The sequence below is a fragment of the Mycobacterium sp. URHB0021 genome, assembly GCF_054057895.1.
Window position 1 is genome coordinate 1844902 of the sequence record NZ_JBSRZT010000002.1, and the last position, 18881, is coordinate 1863782.

General features: G+C 64.3%; 13 protein-coding genes and 1 pseudogene. 9 read left to right on the plus strand and 5 right to left on the minus strand.

Features of this window, described 5'->3' with window-relative positions; all coding sequences use genetic code 11:
* Positions 1 to 96: 96 nt before the first annotated feature.
* On the minus strand, positions 97 to 1131 hold the full coding sequence (locus tag ACVWWN_RS11355) for a trypsin-like serine peptidase (protein ID WP_457143983.1): 1035 nt from the start codon (positions 1129 to 1131) through the stop codon (positions 97 to 99).
* A gap of 1291 nt (positions 1132 to 2422) precedes the next feature.
* Here ACVWWN_RS11355 and ACVWWN_RS11360 point away from each other — a divergent pair.
* The 7 genes from ACVWWN_RS11360 to ACVWWN_RS11390 all read left to right on the plus strand — a co-directional run bounded on the left by ACVWWN_RS11360 (position 2423) and on the right by ACVWWN_RS11390 (position 13393).
* On the plus strand, positions 2423 to 4636 hold the full coding sequence (locus tag ACVWWN_RS11360; protein WP_457143984.1) for a hypothetical protein: 2214 nt from the start codon (positions 2423 to 2425) through the stop codon (positions 4634 to 4636).
* The gene (locus ACVWWN_RS11365) at positions 4629 to 5891 is read left to right on the plus strand and encodes a hypothetical protein (RefSeq protein ID WP_457143985.1); all 1263 of its coding nucleotides are present in this window, start codon (positions 4629 to 4631) and stop codon (positions 5889 to 5891) included. The genes ACVWWN_RS11360 and ACVWWN_RS11365 overlap by 8 nt, the downstream gene beginning before the upstream one ends.
* Positions 5892 to 6069: 178 nt before the next feature.
* On the plus strand, positions 6070 to 6558 hold the full coding sequence (locus ACVWWN_RS11370; RefSeq protein WP_457143986.1) for a hypothetical protein: 489 nt from the start codon (positions 6070 to 6072) through the stop codon (positions 6556 to 6558).
* An 11-nt stretch (positions 6559 to 6569) separates the two neighbouring features.
* The gene (locus ACVWWN_RS11375; protein WP_457143987.1) at positions 6570 to 7883 is read left to right on the plus strand and encodes a hypothetical protein; all 1314 of its coding nucleotides are present in this window, start codon (positions 6570 to 6572) and stop codon (positions 7881 to 7883) included.
* 18 nt (positions 7884 to 7901) lie between these two features.
* Complete coding sequence (locus tag ACVWWN_RS11380; RefSeq protein ID WP_457143988.1) at positions 7902 to 11687, plus strand: D-alanyl-D-alanine carboxypeptidase family protein; 3786 nt, start codon at positions 7902 to 7904, stop codon at positions 11685 to 11687.
* Positions 11688 to 11804: 117 nt separating this feature from the next.
* Entirely contained in the window at positions 11805 to 12614 is an 810-nt protein-coding gene (locus ACVWWN_RS11385; protein WP_457143989.1) for a M23 family metallopeptidase, read from the plus strand.
* Positions 12611 to 13393, plus strand: a complete 783-nt coding sequence (locus ACVWWN_RS11390; protein ID WP_457143990.1) for a hypothetical protein — start codon at positions 12611 to 12613, stop codon at positions 13391 to 13393. Before ACVWWN_RS11385 ends, ACVWWN_RS11390 begins: the two co-directional genes overlap by 4 nt.
* A gap of 21 nt (positions 13394 to 13414) precedes the next feature.
* On the opposite strand, the gene ACVWWN_RS11395 is transcribed toward ACVWWN_RS11390, so the two are convergent.
* Positions 13415 to 13822 carry an AfsR/SARP family transcriptional regulator gene (locus tag ACVWWN_RS11395; RefSeq protein WP_457143991.1) on the minus strand — a complete coding sequence of 136 codons (408 nt, stop codon included), beginning with the start codon at positions 13820 to 13822 and terminating at the stop codon, positions 13415 to 13417.
* A gap of 145 nt (positions 13823 to 13967) precedes the next feature.
* Here ACVWWN_RS11395 and ACVWWN_RS11400 point away from each other — a divergent pair, with 145 nt between their 5' ends.
* Positions 13968 to 14297 carry a hypothetical protein gene (locus tag ACVWWN_RS11400; RefSeq protein WP_457143992.1) on the plus strand — a complete coding sequence of 110 codons (330 nt, stop codon included), beginning with the start codon at positions 13968 to 13970 and terminating at the stop codon, positions 14295 to 14297.
* A 265-nt stretch (positions 14298 to 14562) separates the two neighbouring features.
* Here the strand turns inward: ACVWWN_RS11400 and ACVWWN_RS11405 are convergent, their stop codons facing one another.
* Both ACVWWN_RS11405 and ACVWWN_RS11410 read right to left on the minus strand, forming a co-directional pair.
* Positions 14563 to 16305 (minus strand): hypothetical protein, encoded by a 1743-nt coding sequence (locus tag ACVWWN_RS11405; protein ID WP_457143993.1) that lies wholly within the window; start codon positions 16303 to 16305, stop codon positions 14563 to 14565.
* A gap of 199 nt (positions 16306 to 16504) precedes the next feature.
* Entirely contained in the window at positions 16505 to 17644 is a 1140-nt protein-coding gene (locus tag ACVWWN_RS11410) for an FAD-dependent oxidoreductase (RefSeq protein WP_457143994.1), read from the minus strand.
* Between the two features lie 93 nt (positions 17645 to 17737).
* Here ACVWWN_RS11410 and ACVWWN_RS11415 point away from each other — a divergent pair, with 93 nt between their 5' ends.
* Positions 17738 to 18310, plus strand: coding sequence for a TetR/AcrR family transcriptional regulator (locus ACVWWN_RS11415; protein WP_457143995.1), 573 nt, complete (start codon positions 17738 to 17740; stop codon positions 18308 to 18310).
* On the opposite strand, the pseudogene ACVWWN_RS11420 reads toward ACVWWN_RS11415, so the two are convergent.
* Positions 18288 to 18836, minus strand: a pseudogene (locus ACVWWN_RS11420) (cytochrome P450); the annotation flags it as partial. The gene ACVWWN_RS11415 and the pseudogene ACVWWN_RS11420 sit on opposite strands and share 23 nt — an antisense overlap.
* Positions 18837 to 18881: the final 45 nt, after the last annotated feature.

The following is an 18881-nucleotide window of genomic DNA, read 5'->3' on the forward strand; positions in this document are numbered from 1 at the left end:
TCGAACTTGGCTCACGGCGACGAAGCTCCGCCGACGCTGTCGACGCAGTTAAGGGTGCGGGCGTGTTCCGATCCCGGTCAGGATCCCCTTGTCGCGCTACGCGCGAGGCCAGTTTCCGTACGTGTGGAAGAAGTTATAAGTGGTCGAATCCCACCGCCGACCTTCGTTCCAAAACCGCGTTGGGGTCGTTGAGTTGTCGAACCACTGCGACGATTGGATCGCGTTACAGCGATTGTCGTCGTTGTGGTATATCCCGGCGCCGCTGTCCCCTGGAATGATGTCAAGGTTGTGCTGATAGCGCGCTCCGACCGAAGCGGTGAATGTTCCGCCCTTGATCCATTGCGACGGAACGGGCTTATCGGTTGGATAGCCGATACACGTTTTCCAACCGTTGAAGTTCTCGCCGGTCCCGAACCAGCCAGTTTGGTCTCCGAGACGGGGCCTTGACGGGCTGAATTCCAGAACCGCGAAGTCCCAGTCCCAGTCGCCCGGGTGGTTCCAAGCTCCGGGCAGCGTGAGGCTGTCGGCGAGGAAGCTTCCGAAAGGAGCGGTTGGCGCGTTGGTGTTCGCGCCGAAAGTGATGCTCCTCGAGGAGATCCAACCATCGTTGTAGAAGCAGTGAGCGGCGCACAACGCAGTGCTGGGTCCGATCATGGTGGCCGTGCAGTTCTGTGTCGCTAGATGCGCATTGGCGGACCCGGGGAAGAAACGCGGGTTGTCGACTCGTCGTCGGTCGTCCGGACCGATGATGTACTTCGGTCGGGCGAAGGCACTCTTGCCACCCAACGATTCTGGCGTATTGGGAACTCCTTCCGTACCGAGAATCAGGTCCGCGGTTTCAAAATCTGGTTCTTCCAGTCGGTACTCGTAGCCGCCGACAAGTCGCCTCGGCCGCAACTTCTCGGCCAATTGTTCTCTCGACATGGTGCGCGGGTCTGGCCCCGGCGGGGGATAGTCCTCCACGCTGCGCCTCTCCTGCTCAGTCTCCGCAACATCGATCTCGTTCACCTCTTTCAGACTCACCTCGCCTACTGCGATCCAATGACGTCCCTTCGCATCGGTGAAATCTTCGCCTGTAGCGTCCTTCGAAGTGGGACCAAGCATCGCGGGTGTAGAACCAGAGTCGTTCATGATTGTCTCCTCAAAGAGATCTGGCGGCACATTGATTCGACGAGCGTAGGAGCGACTCTGCCGTAGGTCGCGAGTAGCCGACTACTCGTTTCCGGGCCATGTTCCGTCAGCTCCGTGCGCAAGAACGCGCGCTGCTGCGCCAGCAGGCGTCGGTCACTGATGTGATCCACTACCGCGGACGACAACTCGCCAGCCCTCTACTGACGCGCCGGCCAACTCCGCATCGCCGCGCAAGCCGTCACCGCCAAAACACGTCGCCAGAAAGAGCAATTGCAAGAATTCCACCGCTCCTGACGAGCCAAACAGCTGACCACGCGCCCGGCCGCACCGATAATCAACCCCAGCTGGCCGGATAGCCTGGTGCGGCGCGGCGAACCGAGCGCGTGGGCGTGCGACCGTCGACCATGCCGGTCGCCTGTGACCGGCTTGCCGGTCCGGCCTGCTGGGATGGGTGCGCGGCGCCTCGCCGGGGAAGTCGCCGCGTACGCACGTCGGCGCCCGTTGGATGGCGGGTGAGTCGATCGAAGCGATGCGGCCAACCCTCTAGCTGCTTGCCCGTGTGTTCGTGGAAGCCGTTGTGGCGCTGCGATTGCGCAGTTTGTCACACGTAGCCGAGCTGGGTCTGGGACCGCGTGAACTCACTGCCGCAGTTCACCCCGCGGGCTGTGCTGTCCGCATCCGTTCACACCCAGGCACTGGGCGGGACGGGCAGGCCCTTGCCGGCGCTTCGGACTCCATTATTGACGACCTGATGCAACGGTGGCGGTAGAGCAATCTGCATAACGCAGCACCGGATGGGTCGCTGCCTGCTTAATGATTCGCACCCGTCAGTACTAGCGAATGAAAGCGCGGCCCACATCGCTAGATTCGATGTAATCCACTGTGGACCAAAACGAATCACACGCATGCAATCAAAATTGGGCCTCCACTGTTCACCGGATCCCGATGCCCGACAGCAATCTCTATGCATGTCAGCCCGCAGCGCATCATTGCCCGCCGGCCGGGCCGCATGATCCTGGACGACAAGACGGTCACACACATCCCCGGTGGCCGAGGGAGCTGTTGCCGCGTCCACGTGTCCGACGGCCAGCGATCCAACGATGACGTGCACCACCGCCACGGCGGCGGCCGGAACTGGCGGCCGATCCGGCGCGATATCGATGCGTCCGGTCCAAGCGCCGCCCAAGGGTGCCACAGGGTTGACGGCGCGGTGGCGTTCGAGGGACGCGCGCGAGACGTTGGTGAGACCCGCTCAGTTTACGGTGGCCGCATCTCATCCAGGAGGGGCGCTATGGAGCTGGTTCACACCCAAGAGCACAACGCGCATAACGGAAATGGCTCGGCTGCAGCGGCCGGGTCACCGTTTCTCGGCGGGGGCTACCTCGCTGAAGTGCCCACAGGCGCTCAATTCAGCGACGCCCCCGCAGCGGGACTGGTATCGCCGTTCGCCGGTTCCGTGGTGGGCGGCGGATTCACCGAGTACGAGGATGCTTTCGAGCAGCTCTTCAACGAACTCGAGGACGAATCGTTCGACGACGCGGTAGCAGCCCTGGTGGATGAGGCCGCCGCCCTGCAGCTCTCGTCGCCGTGGGCGGCGGAGTCCGGGACCGGGGTGGAGCAACTGCAGGCCTGGGGCGCGCGCGTAACCGACGATGCCCATCGCCTGCTCGAGCATTTCGAGAGCCATTTCACCGACCGCACGATCGAATCGATCACCGAGGCCGAACTCGACCTCGCGGCAGCTCAATTTGTTGCCGATCCTGCCACTCCGGCCACCGAACAGTTGTTCGGAGGCCTGGGAAGCAAGCTCAAGGCCGGGTTCAAGGCGGCGGCGAGCGCGGTCGGCCGTCTAGCCGGCCTTGGGCCCGTTACCGCCATCCTCAAGAAGCTGGTGGGCCCACTCGTCCAACGCGTGGTGAACACCGTCCTCAATCGGCTGCCAGCCGCCCTGCAGGGACCGGCGAGGACGCTTGCAAGTCGGATTGGGGGCCAGACCGCGGCCAGCGCCACCGAACTTGCCACCGACTTCGACCGGCAGTTCGCGGAGGCACTTACGGCGCCGAACGCCGCCGCTGTTGATCGGGTGCTGGCCGAAGCGGAGGAGGCTGCCTCGACGCCTACCGACGACCCGGTCGGGGCTCTGGGCGTCGCCCGTGTCCGCCTCACCGAGGACCTCCGCAACGCCACTGCGGGCGAAGCTCCGGTCGTCCAAATCGAGCAATTCATTCCCGCGGTGATGGCCGCGATGCCGCTGATTCGGACCGCCGCCAAACTGATCGGGCGGGACCGCATCAAAGGGATGCTGGCGACTCCGATCGCGGCATTCATCGCTCCGTACATCGGTAGTCAGGCCGCGGGCCAGCTGGCACCGCACATTGCCGATGCGGGAATGAAGCTGCTGCAACTCGAACACGAGGACGCAGCGACGCTGGGGCTTGAAGCGCTCGTTACGACCGTCGAAGAGACTGTCCGCGAGGTTCTTTCGCTGCCCGAAGAGTCGCTGGCCGACGACTTGCGCGTGGGCGCCGAGGTGCAGGAAGCCTTCGCCGACGCAGCCGCGCGTTATCTGCCCGCACGGGTGCTGCGAGCGGATCTCGATGAGGCGGAGTCGGAGAGCGAAGGTGGCGGCTGGGTCATGATGCCGAGGTCCGCACGCCCACAATTTCGGTACCGGGCCTACACCCGTCCGTGCCGCGTGCTGCTGAGCCGACCGGCCGCGCGGGCAATCCTCTTCGAGGATCACGAAACCCTGGAAGAGCGCCTGCTCGACGAGGGCGTGACGGTGTGGCCGGCCGAGGCGGAGGTGCATCTGTACGAGGCGATCCCGGGCACCCAGCTCGGGCACTTGTCCGGCGCCGAAACCGATCCCATATCCACCATATGGGCGCCGACCGCGGAGTTCGGCGAACTGACACCCCAAGCGGCCGGGTTCCTTCTGCGCACTCCGGGCCTCGGCCGTCCGGGCTCCACCAGCATGGCCGGATCCCGGGCAATGCGGCCTGGTCAACGGTTCTTTCGGGTTGTCACCCGCGGACGACCGGGCCGGCGGCGGGTACGGCGCATCGCACTCCGCGTCGATATGAACGGGGCTCAGCCGGTGCTGCGCGTGCACCTGCGCATCGGCGAGCGGGCATCGCACACCATGGCCGGTCAGCTCGCGCAGCAGGCGCACACCCAGGTGATCGCCACTCTGCGCGCACTGCTGGGGCCTGCCGCCAGGCGCGGGATCGCGGTGCGACTCGGCCGCAGCCGCGCACTCAACACACCGGAACGGGTACCTGAAGATCGACGAAAAGCGATGGCGGAGAAGGTGGCTGAGGCGATGCTGACGGCGATTGCCAAGGAGCTTCCAGCAGCCGGGGCGACGTTGGCGAGCGCGGCCAAAGACCCCGCGACTGGGATCACCCTGACATTCGCGTTCCCGTACCCGGATCGCGCCGCCCTGCTCGGCGGAGCGCCCGGCGGGCCGACCCTCACCATCCACCCTGGGTATCGCCATGACTGACCGGGCGGCTGCCGCCCAGAACGACCGGCTGACACAGGAGATCGCCCACTGGCGGTTTGCATGCGACGCATTGGCCGATCTCGATGCCGTCGCGTCCCCGGCAGCGTGGGCCGGCCTCGAAGAATACCTGCGAATGAGAGTACGGGATCGGCTCGCCGCTGCGGTCGCCGAGTTGTCCCGCGAGGCAGCCTCTGTGGCCGGTGGCTTGGCCCGCGGCGACGCGGCCGCCGAAGTCCGGCGGCGGCTACTGCGGTTGCGTCGGCACTACTTGCAGGTGGAAACCGTTCTCGACTTCTACGGCGACGCTGTCGCCTCACGGACCAACCCGACGCTTGCTGCGATCCTGCGCGGGCTGGACGTGATCGCGGCCGACAGTCTGGAGCGCATGTTGCGACCGCTGGGCATACCGGCGCCGATCGCAATGGTATACCTGGACAAGGGGCTTGGGGCGGCGATCCTGCGCGCCGACGTACGCCTCTGGGACCACACCAGCCTGTCGCCGGTCGCAGCGATCAAGTTGACCAGGCATAACCTGTTGTGTCCCACCGCATTGCTGCACGAGACCGGACACCAGGTCGCACATCTGACCGGCTGGACCGGTGAACTCGCCGACTGCCTGGCGCAGGTTCTGGCACCCCGATCGGGCGAGCTTGCCTCGGCCTGGCGCGCCTGGGCCAGCGAGGTGGCCGCCGACGTCCACGCCTTCGCGCAGGCGGGGTGGGCGCCGCTGGCGCCCCTGGCGAACGTCGTCGACGGCAGTACCTCCGCGGTCTATCGGCTGATCCCCGGAGATCCGCATCCCTTCCCCTGGATCAGGGTGATGCTCAATGCGGCCCTGTGCCGCAGCTGGTTTGGTGCCGGACCGTGGGACGGGCTGGCCGCGGCTTGGGCGCAACGCCATCCGCCCGCCAACGCGCCCGCCGATGTTGGCCACCTGGCGCGCCTCAGCGTCGCGGCGCTCGACGACATCGTCGACATCTGCACGCGGAGGCCCATGCAAGCGTTCGGCGGGCGACCGCTGCACGCACTCGCCGACCCATCGCGCGTTTCGCCGACCGTCCTCGATGCGCTGGCCGACCAGGCCGGCGCGGCAATGCTCACATCGCAATACCTTGCCCGACGCGACTCACTCGCCATCCTGGCGTGGCTGTCGACGCGTCCGACAACCGCTCCGAAGAACACCACGGCTCAACGCGAAACGCTACAGAGCTGGTTGGCCACGTTGTCCACCGAACCGAACGCACGGGCTGCGTGACAAACCCTCGAGGAAGGAACGTCAAATGTTAGAGAAGAATTCGACGCGCAGGACGAAGAAGCCCGCCGCAGCGGTCAAGAAGGCCGAACGGAAAGTCGTCATCGAATCCGCGCCTGGCGGCGGCAACGGCGAGGTCTCGCCCAGCCCGGCCACGCAGGCGGCGGCTCTCTTCGGCTCGATGCCGGATCTGGTCAACATCCTGGCCGAGAACATCAGGCACAACACCGCGTTATTGGCGCAGATCGACCAACGCCGCGCCGCCACACAGACCGGTGACCGCTCGCCCGGAGTCGAACAGTTGCGCACCATCCTGGACTATAAAGCGATCGGCCAGATGACCGGCCGCCGCGGCGATGCTTTTCAGGAAGGAAACTTGATCGCCGCGCATCGAACCGAACATGGCGATGCGGAGTGCCTAACGCTGTTCGACGTCCCGGTTGGCGCAGCGAAGGTTTCGGTTCAGGTCGACGGCGCCAAAGACCCGGACGTAAAAGTAATCGGTGCTCATCTCGGCGGCCTCCTGCCCGGAGATATCTCGGTCACCTTCACCAGCGCCGCGGGTAGGAACATCGGGCGCATCGAAGTTCTTAATTCGCAGGACGAACCGATCCGCCTCGGCCCGCGAATGATTGCAGCGCCACTGACGAATATCCCAAGCGCCGACTGAGAGAGGTCGAAATGTTCAGAAATCTCGCACAGTTGATGGGGAACCGCGACGACGTCTTCCTCGTGCATCCCTTGCAGCTCAGTCGTTGGCTTGACGAGGCCTGGGCGTCGGCGAGCACGGTCCCGTCGTTTGGCCATCCGACAGCGGCGCGACCGCCATTCATTAGTGACGTGGACATCGTCGACGTCCTCGATCTGCCCAAAGCCGCGGCAGGAAAGCTCCATCTCCAAGAGGTCGCGCCGGCCGGGATCGACTTCGTCGACGGCCGCGTCAAGGATCCGGACGTGTTCACCAACGAGGTTTTCAAAGTCAAAAACATGGTGAGCGAGCGATTCGTGACGCAAGCAGGGCTGGTGTGGGATCACCTGATCTACGCCTACCTCATCGAGTCGACCGGCGTCTACGAGGTGATGGCCGAGGTGGTGAGGCGCCTAGTCGTCGGCGAGACGCTGAACACGCTGAGCGCGCCGGGCATCAAATGGCTGCGGTCGACCGAGGAGTTGTTCTTCCGTGATCCGCCGCTGTTCTCGATCAGCGGAGCGGTCAGCGACGTGCGGCCGAACGACCGCGTCAACCAGCGCAACGCGTACTGGCGCATGTTCGAGATGGATCTGCCCCATCCGCTTCCCAGCCGGTGGGCCGGATCCGGTGGCACCGGTGAAGGGTTGTGGAAGTCGGATATCGGTGGTGGTGTGAACTCGGGCTTCCGCGAGAAGTGGACCGAGCTACTCCGCCAGGTATGGCTGGGTATCGAGAACGCGCGCAACGAAAGTGGACCGAACGCCACCGACCGGGAGTACGTCGCGCTGCTCGCCCGCGCACTCAAGGACATGATGAACATGCGCAGGCGCGGCGGTCAGCTCGCCCGCGAAGAGTTCGTCTATGTGTCCACCATGGCTTGGTTTCACCTGACGCTGGAGAGCGACAGCCCGATCGTCAAGGATCTACGAGCGGATGCCACCAGCGAGGCGGACCGGTTGGCGAAGATTGCGCAGCTGGTCGGCATGCAACCGGCGCCGCGCGCCCGTGAGCTGTTCGAGCTTGCCGATCTGATGTCCACGCTGCTGCGGGTGATCGAGCTGGGTGACTTTGATACCGGGGAAAAGGCCGAGACGCTCTACATTCCACTGGCAGGGGGAGTCAACGAGCAGCTGCTGCGGGACATCAACCGGACCATCGACTTGTGGCAATCCGCAACGGGTGAGCGCGTCAAGGACCGACCGATCGGAAACTCGGCGGGAACCCTGAGCGCGCAACCGGTTCGGATCCCCGCCCCTGGTGCCGCCACGGCCCCAGCCGTCGCTTCGTCCAACGGACACCGGTGAGGGCTGCGGGTGGTTCTCATGAGTGCGACCACGACCGGACAGTCGGTCACCGACACGCTGATCTCACCGTTCGCGGGCCATACCGATGAGGCCGCCGAAGGCACCCTGCATCGGCCGGTACTCGACTCGCCCTTCGCCGCCCTCCTCGCCGGGTCGCCAAACCCAGAGACTGAGCAGGTCGCCAGCTTCGCCGAGTCGCTGTACCAAGAGGACTCCGGCGGCACTCTCGAACAGGTGATCCATGACCCGCTGTCCGAGTTCGAAGACGAGGAGACCACATTCGAGCACGAAGAGGGTGAACGGTTCGATTCAGGGCCCTGGACAGGCTCGGCCGATCAGATCGCGTTCCGCGAAAGGGTACTGGCGGCCCACCTGGCACACAGAAGAAAAGGACGCGGCTCACCGTTGCCTGACTTGTCCCCGGAGGACGAGAAGAGGTTGGTCACGGTGCCGGGAACCAAGATAAAGACATTCCCTGCCACGGCGGCGGCGGCTGGCCGCCTCCTGACAGCGGCTCACGTCGATCTCGCCAAAGATAAGGACGCTGGCGATGTTGACGCGCTGCGCACCATCGCGCTCGGCGTGAGCAGCGGTTACCGCAGCAGCCGGACCCAGAGGGACCTCTGGTTGCGATATTTCGAGGATTACTACAACCAGACGCGTACCGAGCGCGCGAAGATCCTGGCAGGACCACACTCCGAAAAGGCAACCGAATACATGCTCGAGCCGGGCGGCTTCGGCCTGCGTGGGAAGATCGGGGCGCCGGGCTACAGCAACCACCAGAACGGTATCGCCGTCGACTTCCTGCAGACGCGCATCGTAGGCCACGCGATCAAGAACTCGAGCACCAGGGATTGGCGAAAGGCGTGGTATGCCAGCTGGTTTCATCGTTGGTTGCGTAACAATGCGCACCTGTTCGGCTTCCAGCCGATACCCACCGAGGAATGGCACTGGGAATACCGCAAGGGAGCAACCAGCCTTGACAGCGTGCCGGAATCAATGGAGGCCTTCGAGACGCCGATGGATGATTCTGAAGAGTGCGCCGCCGTGTCGTCACCAGAATTCGAATTCGACTATGAGGATGGAGAAGCGGCGGAACCGTTCGGCGATGCATGGAGCGAAGCCGACTACGAGGACGAGTCCTCACCGTCATGGAGTCTCGACGAGGAGGACGGCGCACCGCAGGACTTTTCGGCAAGCCGGCTGGAATGGCCCCGCAAATCCGCCGAAGAACTCAAGTTCATGCGCGCGGTCTACGACCGGCAGGTGGCCGACTCGACAGGGACGTATACGGCCGATCTGCCGAATGTTGCCACGATCGAAGGCAAGCACTGGGCGCGCCCGGACGCCGCGAAAGCCGCGCGCGGACTGCTGGCTCAAGCACGGGCGGACCTTGCCGCCGAAGGTTTGGCCGGCAGTGTACGACTCGGGATCATCAGTGCCTACCGGCCGGCTAGCGAACAGTTCGTCATTTGGCAGGGCAAGGGAAGATCCGGAGGCTTCCCGTACTACTACCAACGAATGCTGGACCAAGGTCGGCTTCGCCGCGGCGACTTTGGGCCGACAGCCGTTGCCAGAATGGCTGCTGAAATGGCCAAATGGATTGCGGCCCCAGGCTTTAGCAACCACCAAGACGGATTGGCAATCGATTTCGGAACTGGCGATCGCCGGCGGGACGGTCTGGGCAAGATCGGAACGAGGTCGTGGTTGCACAAGTGGCTGAGCAAGAACGCCCGCCGCTTTGGGTTCCATCCGTACAAGACGGAAGCGTGGCACTGGACCTACCGTAGTACAGCCAGCTCAGAAGCGTGGTCGGGTGAGGTCACACCCGGCGCAATCTCCGCGGGTGAGATCAAAGTTCAGGACGTGCCTCTCCTGTCGGAGCATAACGGAACTCGGCCTTCATACGACCTGATGCTGGGCTGGAACGCCATGTCCGCGATGCCGGAGGCCATCGATGTCGTCGTTCACCTGCACGGGTATTGGTATCCGCGCCCGAAATTGCTCGATGACATCAGGCCGGTCAGCGGTCTGGACCTGGCGCCCAAACAGAGCGCAGAGCGGCGAGCGCGCCCGACGCTGACGGTGCTGCCGCGCGGGCATGACACCGGCATCACCCAGAAGTGGAAGCAGAAGGACGGCACCTACAAGTACGGGTACAACCGGTTCACGTTTCCGCGGCTCGTCACAAAGGATGGGCTGACCAGCCTCATCCGGTTCGCGCTCGACCGGTTCGCGAAGCAGGTCGGTGGCCCGACACCCCGGGTCGGTCGGTTGATCCTCACCGCCCACTCCGGTGGGGGAGCGGCGCTGCTCAAGATCCTCGAGCACACGGACCCGCATCAGGTCCACGTATTCGACGGCCTGTACCAGGACGCAAGCGCACTTGCGAGGTGGGCGCGCAAGCGCATCGAGCGGGATCGACACGCCCTACAAGCATCAGGGACACACTCCCCCGACGATTACATGGGCGCGCAGGGCGGGGCGCTGCGCGTCTTCTACCAGGGTGGGATACGCGGCGGCACCAGGCCGCACAGCCTACGGCTGCGTGATGAGCTCGCCACCGACCTCGGCGCAGGCCTCGAACGGTGGTATCGCGTGGAGGGGAGTTCTTACGACCACTTCGCCATTCCGCGCAATTACGGCTGGCGTCTACTCATCGATGCCAAGGCCAACTTGCCTAAGGCTCAAAGCGAACCGGGTCCGACGCGTGCACGCGAGGGGGAGCATTTGGAGAACTGGGACACCGAGGACGACTACGAATTCGACGCTACCGAGAACGACCTTGCCCAAGTAGAGGAATGCGATGACGGATACGAGTTCGACAGCGGTCCAGCCGTCGACATGCTCGATGATGAACAGTGGGCATCTCAGTGCGAAATCGACACCGCTGCCGGCGAGTCGGAGGCGGGTGTGACCGAGGTGCCGCTTGGCGGCCTCGCCGTGCGAACCCCGGCCCGCACGTGGTCCTACCGGTTCACGCCCGAGGATCTCGTATGGACAGCAAAGCTGCTCGTCCACGAGGCCGGTGGCCAAGACAACGTGGACAACACCGCCGTGCTGTGGGCGATGTTCAACCGGTATGCGCTGTTCACTTACGACGATTACCCCACCTTCAGCAGCTTCATCCGCGCCTACTCGACCACCCTGCAGCCGGTGTTGCGCAATCCGCAGGCAGCGGCGAGGCACATGCACCGTCCACCAAGCGAATTCGTCCGCACCGGGGGTAGCTACCCGGACACGGACATCCCCCGAGGTCAACTGCGGCGGCATCTGGACATCCAAAAGGCGCCGTGGAGCGCGGTCAAGCGGTCGGCTCGGCAACTGGCCACCCGCGCGCTGACGGGTCAGCTACCGAACCCCGGCATCGGATTGGCCACCCAGTTCGCATCCACCAGGATCTACTTCCATCAGAAGCAAGGTCGCAACCCGACCGTCGAAGAATGGCGCCGATACACGGCAGACTTCGCAAAAACCAAGGACTGGAAATGGATCGGCGACGTCGTCGGACTGAACCAGCTGAAGAACGCCTTCTTCGTCCAACGGCCGGCAGCCGGTCTTCCGGTCGACGCGGTCCGCGTGCTGCCGCCCGACGCCGCCGGCGAGGCGCTGCAGGACTGGGGCGAGTGGGAGCTGGAGCACGAGGACGCGTTCGAGGCCGATGAGGTGTTCGACGGCGACGCCGAACTGAAGTCGCTGGCCACGGCGGTGACCCGGGCTCTCTGGACCGAGTGGCCGGCCATCCGGGAGGGTCTGCGCCGGCTCCGCCAGCCGCCGGGGCTGACAACGGACATCTCCAATTGAGCCAACGTTCTGACCGCTCAATGGCAGGAGAAATGCGATGACGGCCATCGGCGCTGACGGCACGGTGACGGTCATCGCATCGGCCCAGGAGCAATCCAAACCGAGGAGCACGCGGCCATGAGCATTGATCCAGGGGCCCGTACGCACGTATCCGGCTCTGTCCAAAGCAATTCGCACTTCGTGTGGCCGTTGGGCAGGACGACCACACCGGATGAGATGAACACGTCTTACGGTCCGCGCATTGACGCTGACCGCTGGGACTTCCATGACGGCATCGATCTGCCTGCGGCGGTGGGTACGCCGGTTTTTGCCATGGCGGCGGGCACGGTTCATAGCGCAGGCCCCGCGGACAAGACGACGACCGGTCAGGGGTTTGGCTCAACGCACGTGTTGCTGAAAGTGGTCGATCCGACCGACGGTCTGGACGATTTGTTCCTGGTGTATCTGCATCTGGACAGCATCGCCGAGGGGGTAATCGCAGGCGCACCCGTCAGCCAGGGCGAGCTGATCGGCGCGGTTGGTCAGGAAGACGCCACCTATCCCCATCTTCATGTGGAATTCCGGAAAGGCGAACCAAGCCAACAGAACAGCCGCCACCCGCTGCGGTATCTACCCTACTTCAACAGAGCGAATTTCACGCGGCTGCGCTTGGACCGCTGCAATTTCTCGCGCACAGATGGCCAAAGGCGCGCGGTGAGGCTGCGTTTCGACATCCTCGACCGGCGAGAGGGTGACGTACAGGGCGTCGACGTGGAGTTGCGCGGCGGAAACGGTGACGACGGGATCACACGCTCTGTTCGGATCGACTTCGATGACCGGAGCACCATCGTGAGCGACAAAGGAGACGAGCACGCCTTCAACGACGAGGGAGTCGCCGTCGAGGGCTATCAGAATCAAACCTCAAGGGGGAAGGGCTCTTCGATTTGACCTATGGCGTGATCGTCAGAGATATCACGCCAGAGTTCGAATTTGCGAAGTTCCGGGTGTTCGATGCTCGGAGCGAGCACCCGGTCTGCGTCGAGGTTGGCTTACCCGAACTGCACATCGGCGAGCAGCCGGTACATAACTGGGTGGAGTTTGAAGACACTACCTTTCCACCAGCGGGCTGGCAGCAAGATGTGCTGCCGGGTAACGTGTGTCGATCCGATCCAGTCGCCGCGTTGGATGGTGAACAAGGTCTGCTATGTCAGGACGTGCAGACCTCGCACGGGTCTTCGATCCGCGCCGGGCTTTCGTTCGCCTTGCCTGTCGCACGGCGGCCCGTGTGTCCGATGTCGTGGCGTCTGCGGGCAGAGCTCCGGCCCGCGCAGCTGCAAATGCGGACAGGCCTGGCGATCTTTCCCCTGGCTTTCTTGGCCGGCGACAGGGTGGTCGCCGCCGCGGCTCTGCGCGAGGTCAGGAATGGCAAACTCTTCGGTGGTGTGATGATTCGTGCTGCAGACGGATTGGTCAGGGAACGAATCGACGTGACGGAGGGAGAGATCTTCCGGGATGCAGCGGTTCGATGGGAGCTCGAGCTGCACAGACTGGGCACCCGTCAGACGACCGTCATCCTGCGGCTCGACAACAATGTCATAGTTCGCGTCAACGGTGACACGACAGGTGTCGACCCCGACACCGCGTGTGTGGGGATCACGCACGAACACAGTGATGTGCAGGCCGCACTGCACTTTGATCGACTGCTGCTGACGGAAACGCTGCGCTGAACCGACGCCGAGTCGGAGCCGCTATCGGTAGCAGACGGACAGGAGTTCATCCATCTCCGCCGAGGGCTCCACTCCGAACTCCGAGCGCAGCAACAGCCGGTAGCGGTGGCGCTCACGCATGGCTTCGACGGCATTGCCTTGCAACAGATGCGCGCGAATCACGATTCGGCGTGCACTTTCGCGCAGCGGTTCTGTTTGCACGACTGCCAGTGCGGCGATCAACGCAGGTCCGGGGCGTCCCTCTTCGAGCAGGGCATGTGCCGCACTTTCCAGTGCCGCTTGCCGCGCCAGTCGATATCGCTCCCTGTTGGGCACGAGCCATTCTTCATCCCAGTCGGGCAGAAGTTCGACCCGATCAGCCAGCAGTTGGACGTGGGCCAGAGATTCACTGTCGGGCGTGTGGACGAGTCGTTGCGCCAGCTCGTTCAACTCGGAAAAATCCACCGCGACTTGGGGATCCAGGTGCAGTCGGTCACCGTTGATCTGGACGAGGTTGCCGTCTATTTGCCGCAGACGCCAAAGGGCGGTCCTGAGACGTTTCGATGCACTGCGATCGCTGCAATCGGGCCATAAAGTGCCGGCCAACCTGACTCGTGCGACCGGCCTGTTCGCCAATGCGAGGCAGGTCAGTACTCGCTCGGAGATGTGCGGTATCAGCATGTGCCGACCCCTGATGTGCAACGCGAACTCCTCGACCAGCGTCAAATACATTGCGCTGGACGTATTGTCGCGTATCGTGGTTTGTAGCATTTTTCTCATTCCGATGGACGACTACCCTCGCGACGAGGGCCGTCGCGGCCAGCGGGCCGCTCGGCCGATGGTGAACTTCATCATCTGGTTCTCCCGACTGCCCGACACCAATACCGATGTGCCGGGCAGTCCGGGCGAGCAAGCGTTTCCCTGACCGCTTTCGCGGTAGGTGCGACGGTAATCAAACTAAGTGTGGAACGCATGAGTAGGCCACTACTTGTTTCCGCGCCGTTCCGTGGTGTGGCAGCGTCGTGACTACTCTTAGTGTGCCTTCGCCACCCATGCGCTACGAGTCGCGGCCAACTGTATGGAGAATGGCCAAATCAGGAGAACTGCGTCGACCCGTCGGACCAGGCTTCGTCGTAAGTGTTCTGGGGCTTGGCATCTCGATGCGCCTGACGGCGCGCCGACCGCATACCCTACAGTGTGCCCGGCACCATGCTCCGAACGCCCGCATCGGCCAATGTTGCGACCAACTCATCGGTACGTCGAACTCGACCGCGACCGAGGTGATACACGCGTACGCGCGGATGAGCATCGGTGCGACTCGGCGAATCCGTGCTGACGTGAAGCCAGCCTTGCTGCAGAACGTCGGTGAGAAAGCCGTCGTCCGTCGTGTCGTCGACCACCAGCAATATGCGGTCCAATGACACGGTGTCGAGCAATTCATGCAGCTCAAAGATGCAGCCCTTGTTGGTCAGAGTAAACCCGCGCAGGTCCATCATCACCGCATCGCTTTGTTGCACGAGCCGACGTAGCACCGTCTGCCACGTATCGGCGTGGCAGAAGAACTCGAATACCCGGAACCGCCCGTCAGGATCAGGTCGGAGCGAGATCTCGGTGATGCGCTGGTCGAGCGTTGCCGGATCGGTGATGAACCGCCGCTGCAGACGTCCCGCCAGAAAGTCGAGGAACTCGTGTGGTTCGACGGTTGCGTTCGCGAGGTCGGGACCGGCGATGAGGTGAATCGGCCCGGTGTAGCGCCACGAGCGTGAGAACGCATCGAAAAGCGATTCGCTGCGTCGCCCCAGCGAAAACACCCGCAACAGCAACAGCCTCGGCGGCGGCCCGTCGGTCCGGTTGCGTTTGCCGAGTAGGCGCAATCCCAATCTGACCACAAGAACGTAGACGCCGAAGGCGGCTAGACACGCGTACGGCATTCCCGGCGGTTTGCTCTGCGCGAGCGCAAAGACCAGCCAGACGGCGTATACCTGGATCGACTGCTCGCTGATCCACTGCGCCTTATAGAGCCGACCAATCCCGCGCAGCGCGATGTAGCCGACCAGACCGGCGGCGACAGCGGCCACGCCGAGCGCAATGAGCACGGCGGCTACGCTCCCGGCGGTGCTGTTGAGCCCGAGTTTCGTTGCGATGGCGGTGAGCCACTCGGCCCAGGCGTGACGGTTCAGTAGAAAGACCATTCCGATGACGCCGGCCACCACCGCCATCATCAGCGCGACCATCACCGGGCCGATCGCCCTGATCGGCCGCAGCAGGAAGGCCAACACCAACAGGGTGGCAACGCCGTTCATCGTCCACCACATATCGACAACCTGAAGCAGGCTCAGGCTCGGGGGCATGGTCACCCCGTCCGGCAAAGTGGCGCCTGGCGGCGTAGTAGCGCTCAGGCCGCCGAGTGCCAGCCAAGTCACACCGACGAACAGGGCGGCGCAAAACACCACGACGACGGCCATAACGCGCCAAGACAGCTTCACCAGCAGACTCACCACGATCACCAGTGGCCAGAGATAGAACAGGACGAACCACAACATCTGCTTCCATGCGTGCCACCCGATACCACCCAGCATGTCGACGGTCACCCATACCCAGGTCGCAGTCACGGCCGACGCATAAGTGAGGCCAGCGACGACATGTACGGCCACCACAACCGAGGGGCCGCGCCTGGCGGCGCGGACAGTGTCGCGGAACGGACTGGTGGCGTTCACGATCTCGAGCCGGTGAAACGGCGGGTCGGCCGGTGTGGGCAGCGTGGGCAGAGGCTTGGAATCGCCATCAGCCCACGCCGCATTTTGGGTGACCGGCCGCAGCATCGACCGCCACACAGCGCGCAGGTAGAGCCGGCGCATCGCCAGCGAGGAAATGAGTGCCAGCGGTGCGGCGATCTTGATGTCCAGGTAGATCCAGTTGGTAGTGGTAATCACGGATACCCCTCGGAGACGGCCTATTTGGGCCAAGTCTTCGCGACCGCCAGCACCGGCGCGCGAGTAATGCGCTACTTGAATTTCGTCCGAAAGTCCACACCCGGATACCTGCGCACTGCACCGTAGTGGGTGTGTCGACTGGCGAGTGTCAGCACATGGTGACGGCACGAAAGACTTGTGCCCCTGCGTCTCCGCGCGCTCAGCGATACACCAGCCCGCTGAGCCGCCACGCCAGCGCCCGCCGGACCGCGGGCACCCGACCGGCCAGGCTCATCGCAATGTTGCGAAGCGGCCGAAGGGCCCGTGGTGCCGTGGCGAGCCGGGTCAACCGGTCGGTCATCGCCACTACGTCGCGTGCCATCGGCCGCCGAGACTCGGTGTAGTGGTCGAGCGCGGCGTCGGCCCCGCCGGACAACACGACTGCGAGGGCGTCGGCCAACGCGATGCCGTCCTGGATGCCCAAATTCATGCCCTGGCCACCGGCCGGGCTGTGCACGTGGGCTGCGTCGCCCGCGAGCAGCAGTCGTCCCGAGCGGTACGTATCGGCCACCCGGTGGTGAATCCGGAAGCGCGACCCCCAGACCACATCGGTGACGATCAGCTCACCCGCGCCGGGTCCGCGCGCGTCGAGGATCTGCTGAATCAGCTGTGCCGACGGGCTTCCCGGTGCATCAGGAACCGGCGCCACGATGCGGAACACCTCGCCCGGAAGCGGCGCAACGACCGTCAGGCCCGCCGCGGCCCAGAACAGGATGACCTCGTCCACCGGCGCATCACCGGCCAGCTGGACGTCGGCGAGCACGAACGACTCGTCGTATACGCCGCCCTGGAACCCGATGCCCGCCTGTTCGCGCACGACGCTGTTGAGGCCGTCGGCACCCACCACGAAGCGGGCCCGAAGCACGTCGCCGTCGTCGAAGGTTGCGGTGACTCCGTCGTCGTCCTGGGTGACCGACGTCAGCGACTTGGGCCGCGCGACGGTTCCACCGAGTTCGACCAGCCGATCGAGCAGGACGCGCTCGGTGGTCGCCTGGGGAACCATCAGCGAGTAGGGGTAGGCCGTCGGCAGTGCGCTGAAGTCGATCGGGATGAGGGTGCGGTTCCGGTCGCGGATGCTGAAGAGCGGAGCCTGAACGCCTTCCTTGACCAACCGCCGGGACACATCGAGATCCTCGAGGACCTCGAGGGTCCGCGCGTTGACCACGGCCGCGCGTGACGTGTTCGCGCCGGCCGCCTGCCGATCGACGATCGTCGTCTCGATACCACTGCTGACCAGCGATGCTGTCAGGGCCAGCCCGGTCGGGCCGGCACCAATCACGAGTACATCGGTGTCATACATATCCGTCTCCTCACCCTATGCCAACGCTTGTTGGCATCAACTATGCGCGCGTCGCCAAGCAAAGTCAACGCCTGTTGGCCTACACTCGTTGGCATGCGGAGAACCTCGGTGGAGACGAAGGCGGTGATCCTGGCCGCGGCCCGGGAGAACTTCGCCAAATCCGGCTACGAGCGCGCGACCATCCGCGCGATCGCTGCGGACGCCAACATCGACCCGTCGATGGTGATGCGGTACTTCGGCAACAAGGACCAGCTGTTCGCGGCGGCGGCGGAATTCGACCTGGAATTTCCGGACCTGTCGACCATCGACGAGGCCGAGCTGGGGGCCGGCCTGGTCAATCACTTCATGAATCGCTGGGAGCGCGACGAAGCGCTGATCGTGTTGTTGCGATCGAGCACCACCAACGACGAAGCGGCACAACGGATGCGAGAAATCTTCGCCGGGCAGCTGCTACCGGGGATCGCGAAGATCAATCCCGTCGCCCCGGAACAACGGGCGACCCTGGTCGCCACTCAGATGCTCGGGCTGGCACTGTGCCGCTACGTCCTTCAGCTACCGCCGATCGTCACGATGTCGCGCGCGGAGGTGGTGGCCTGGTTGGGGCCGACGGTGCAGCGTTATGTCCTCGCCCCGCCGTCGGGATTCAGCGCGGGGGCGTCCAGCTGACGGGCAGTCGCTTGATCCCGTTGCGAACGGCGACTCCAACCGCACGGGTGTCGGTGGCGGCGATATCGGGGATCCGGCGGTGCAACTTCCCCGAAGGCCACGCTGATCTCGCGGCGGGCCAGGTTGGCGCCGAAGCCAGACATGCACACCACCCCCCGAAGCCAAGGCGCGGTTCGGATCCCGGCGTACGTCGAACATCCACGGGGTGTCGAACTTCGCCTCATCACGGTTCGCCGACGTACACCACATGGTGACCTTGTCGCCTGCGGCCATCTCCGTGTCGCCCAGCCGCACGTTCCTCGGTGAGAGTGCGGCGCATGTAGACGACCGGCGACGCCCATCGCATGATCTCCTCGACCGCCATCTGCTCACCCCGTCGAAATCGCTCCACCAGCGCTCGCTGTTCGGGATGGCGAGTGAGCGCCAGGACACCGTGACTGATGGCGTTGCGGCTGGTTTCCATACCCGCGAACACCAACAAGATGAAGAAGGACGCGATCTCCACCGACGTCAACCGCTCGCCGTCGGACGCGCGTCGTCGCCTGGGGCGAAAGCATCCTCCCCACAGCGC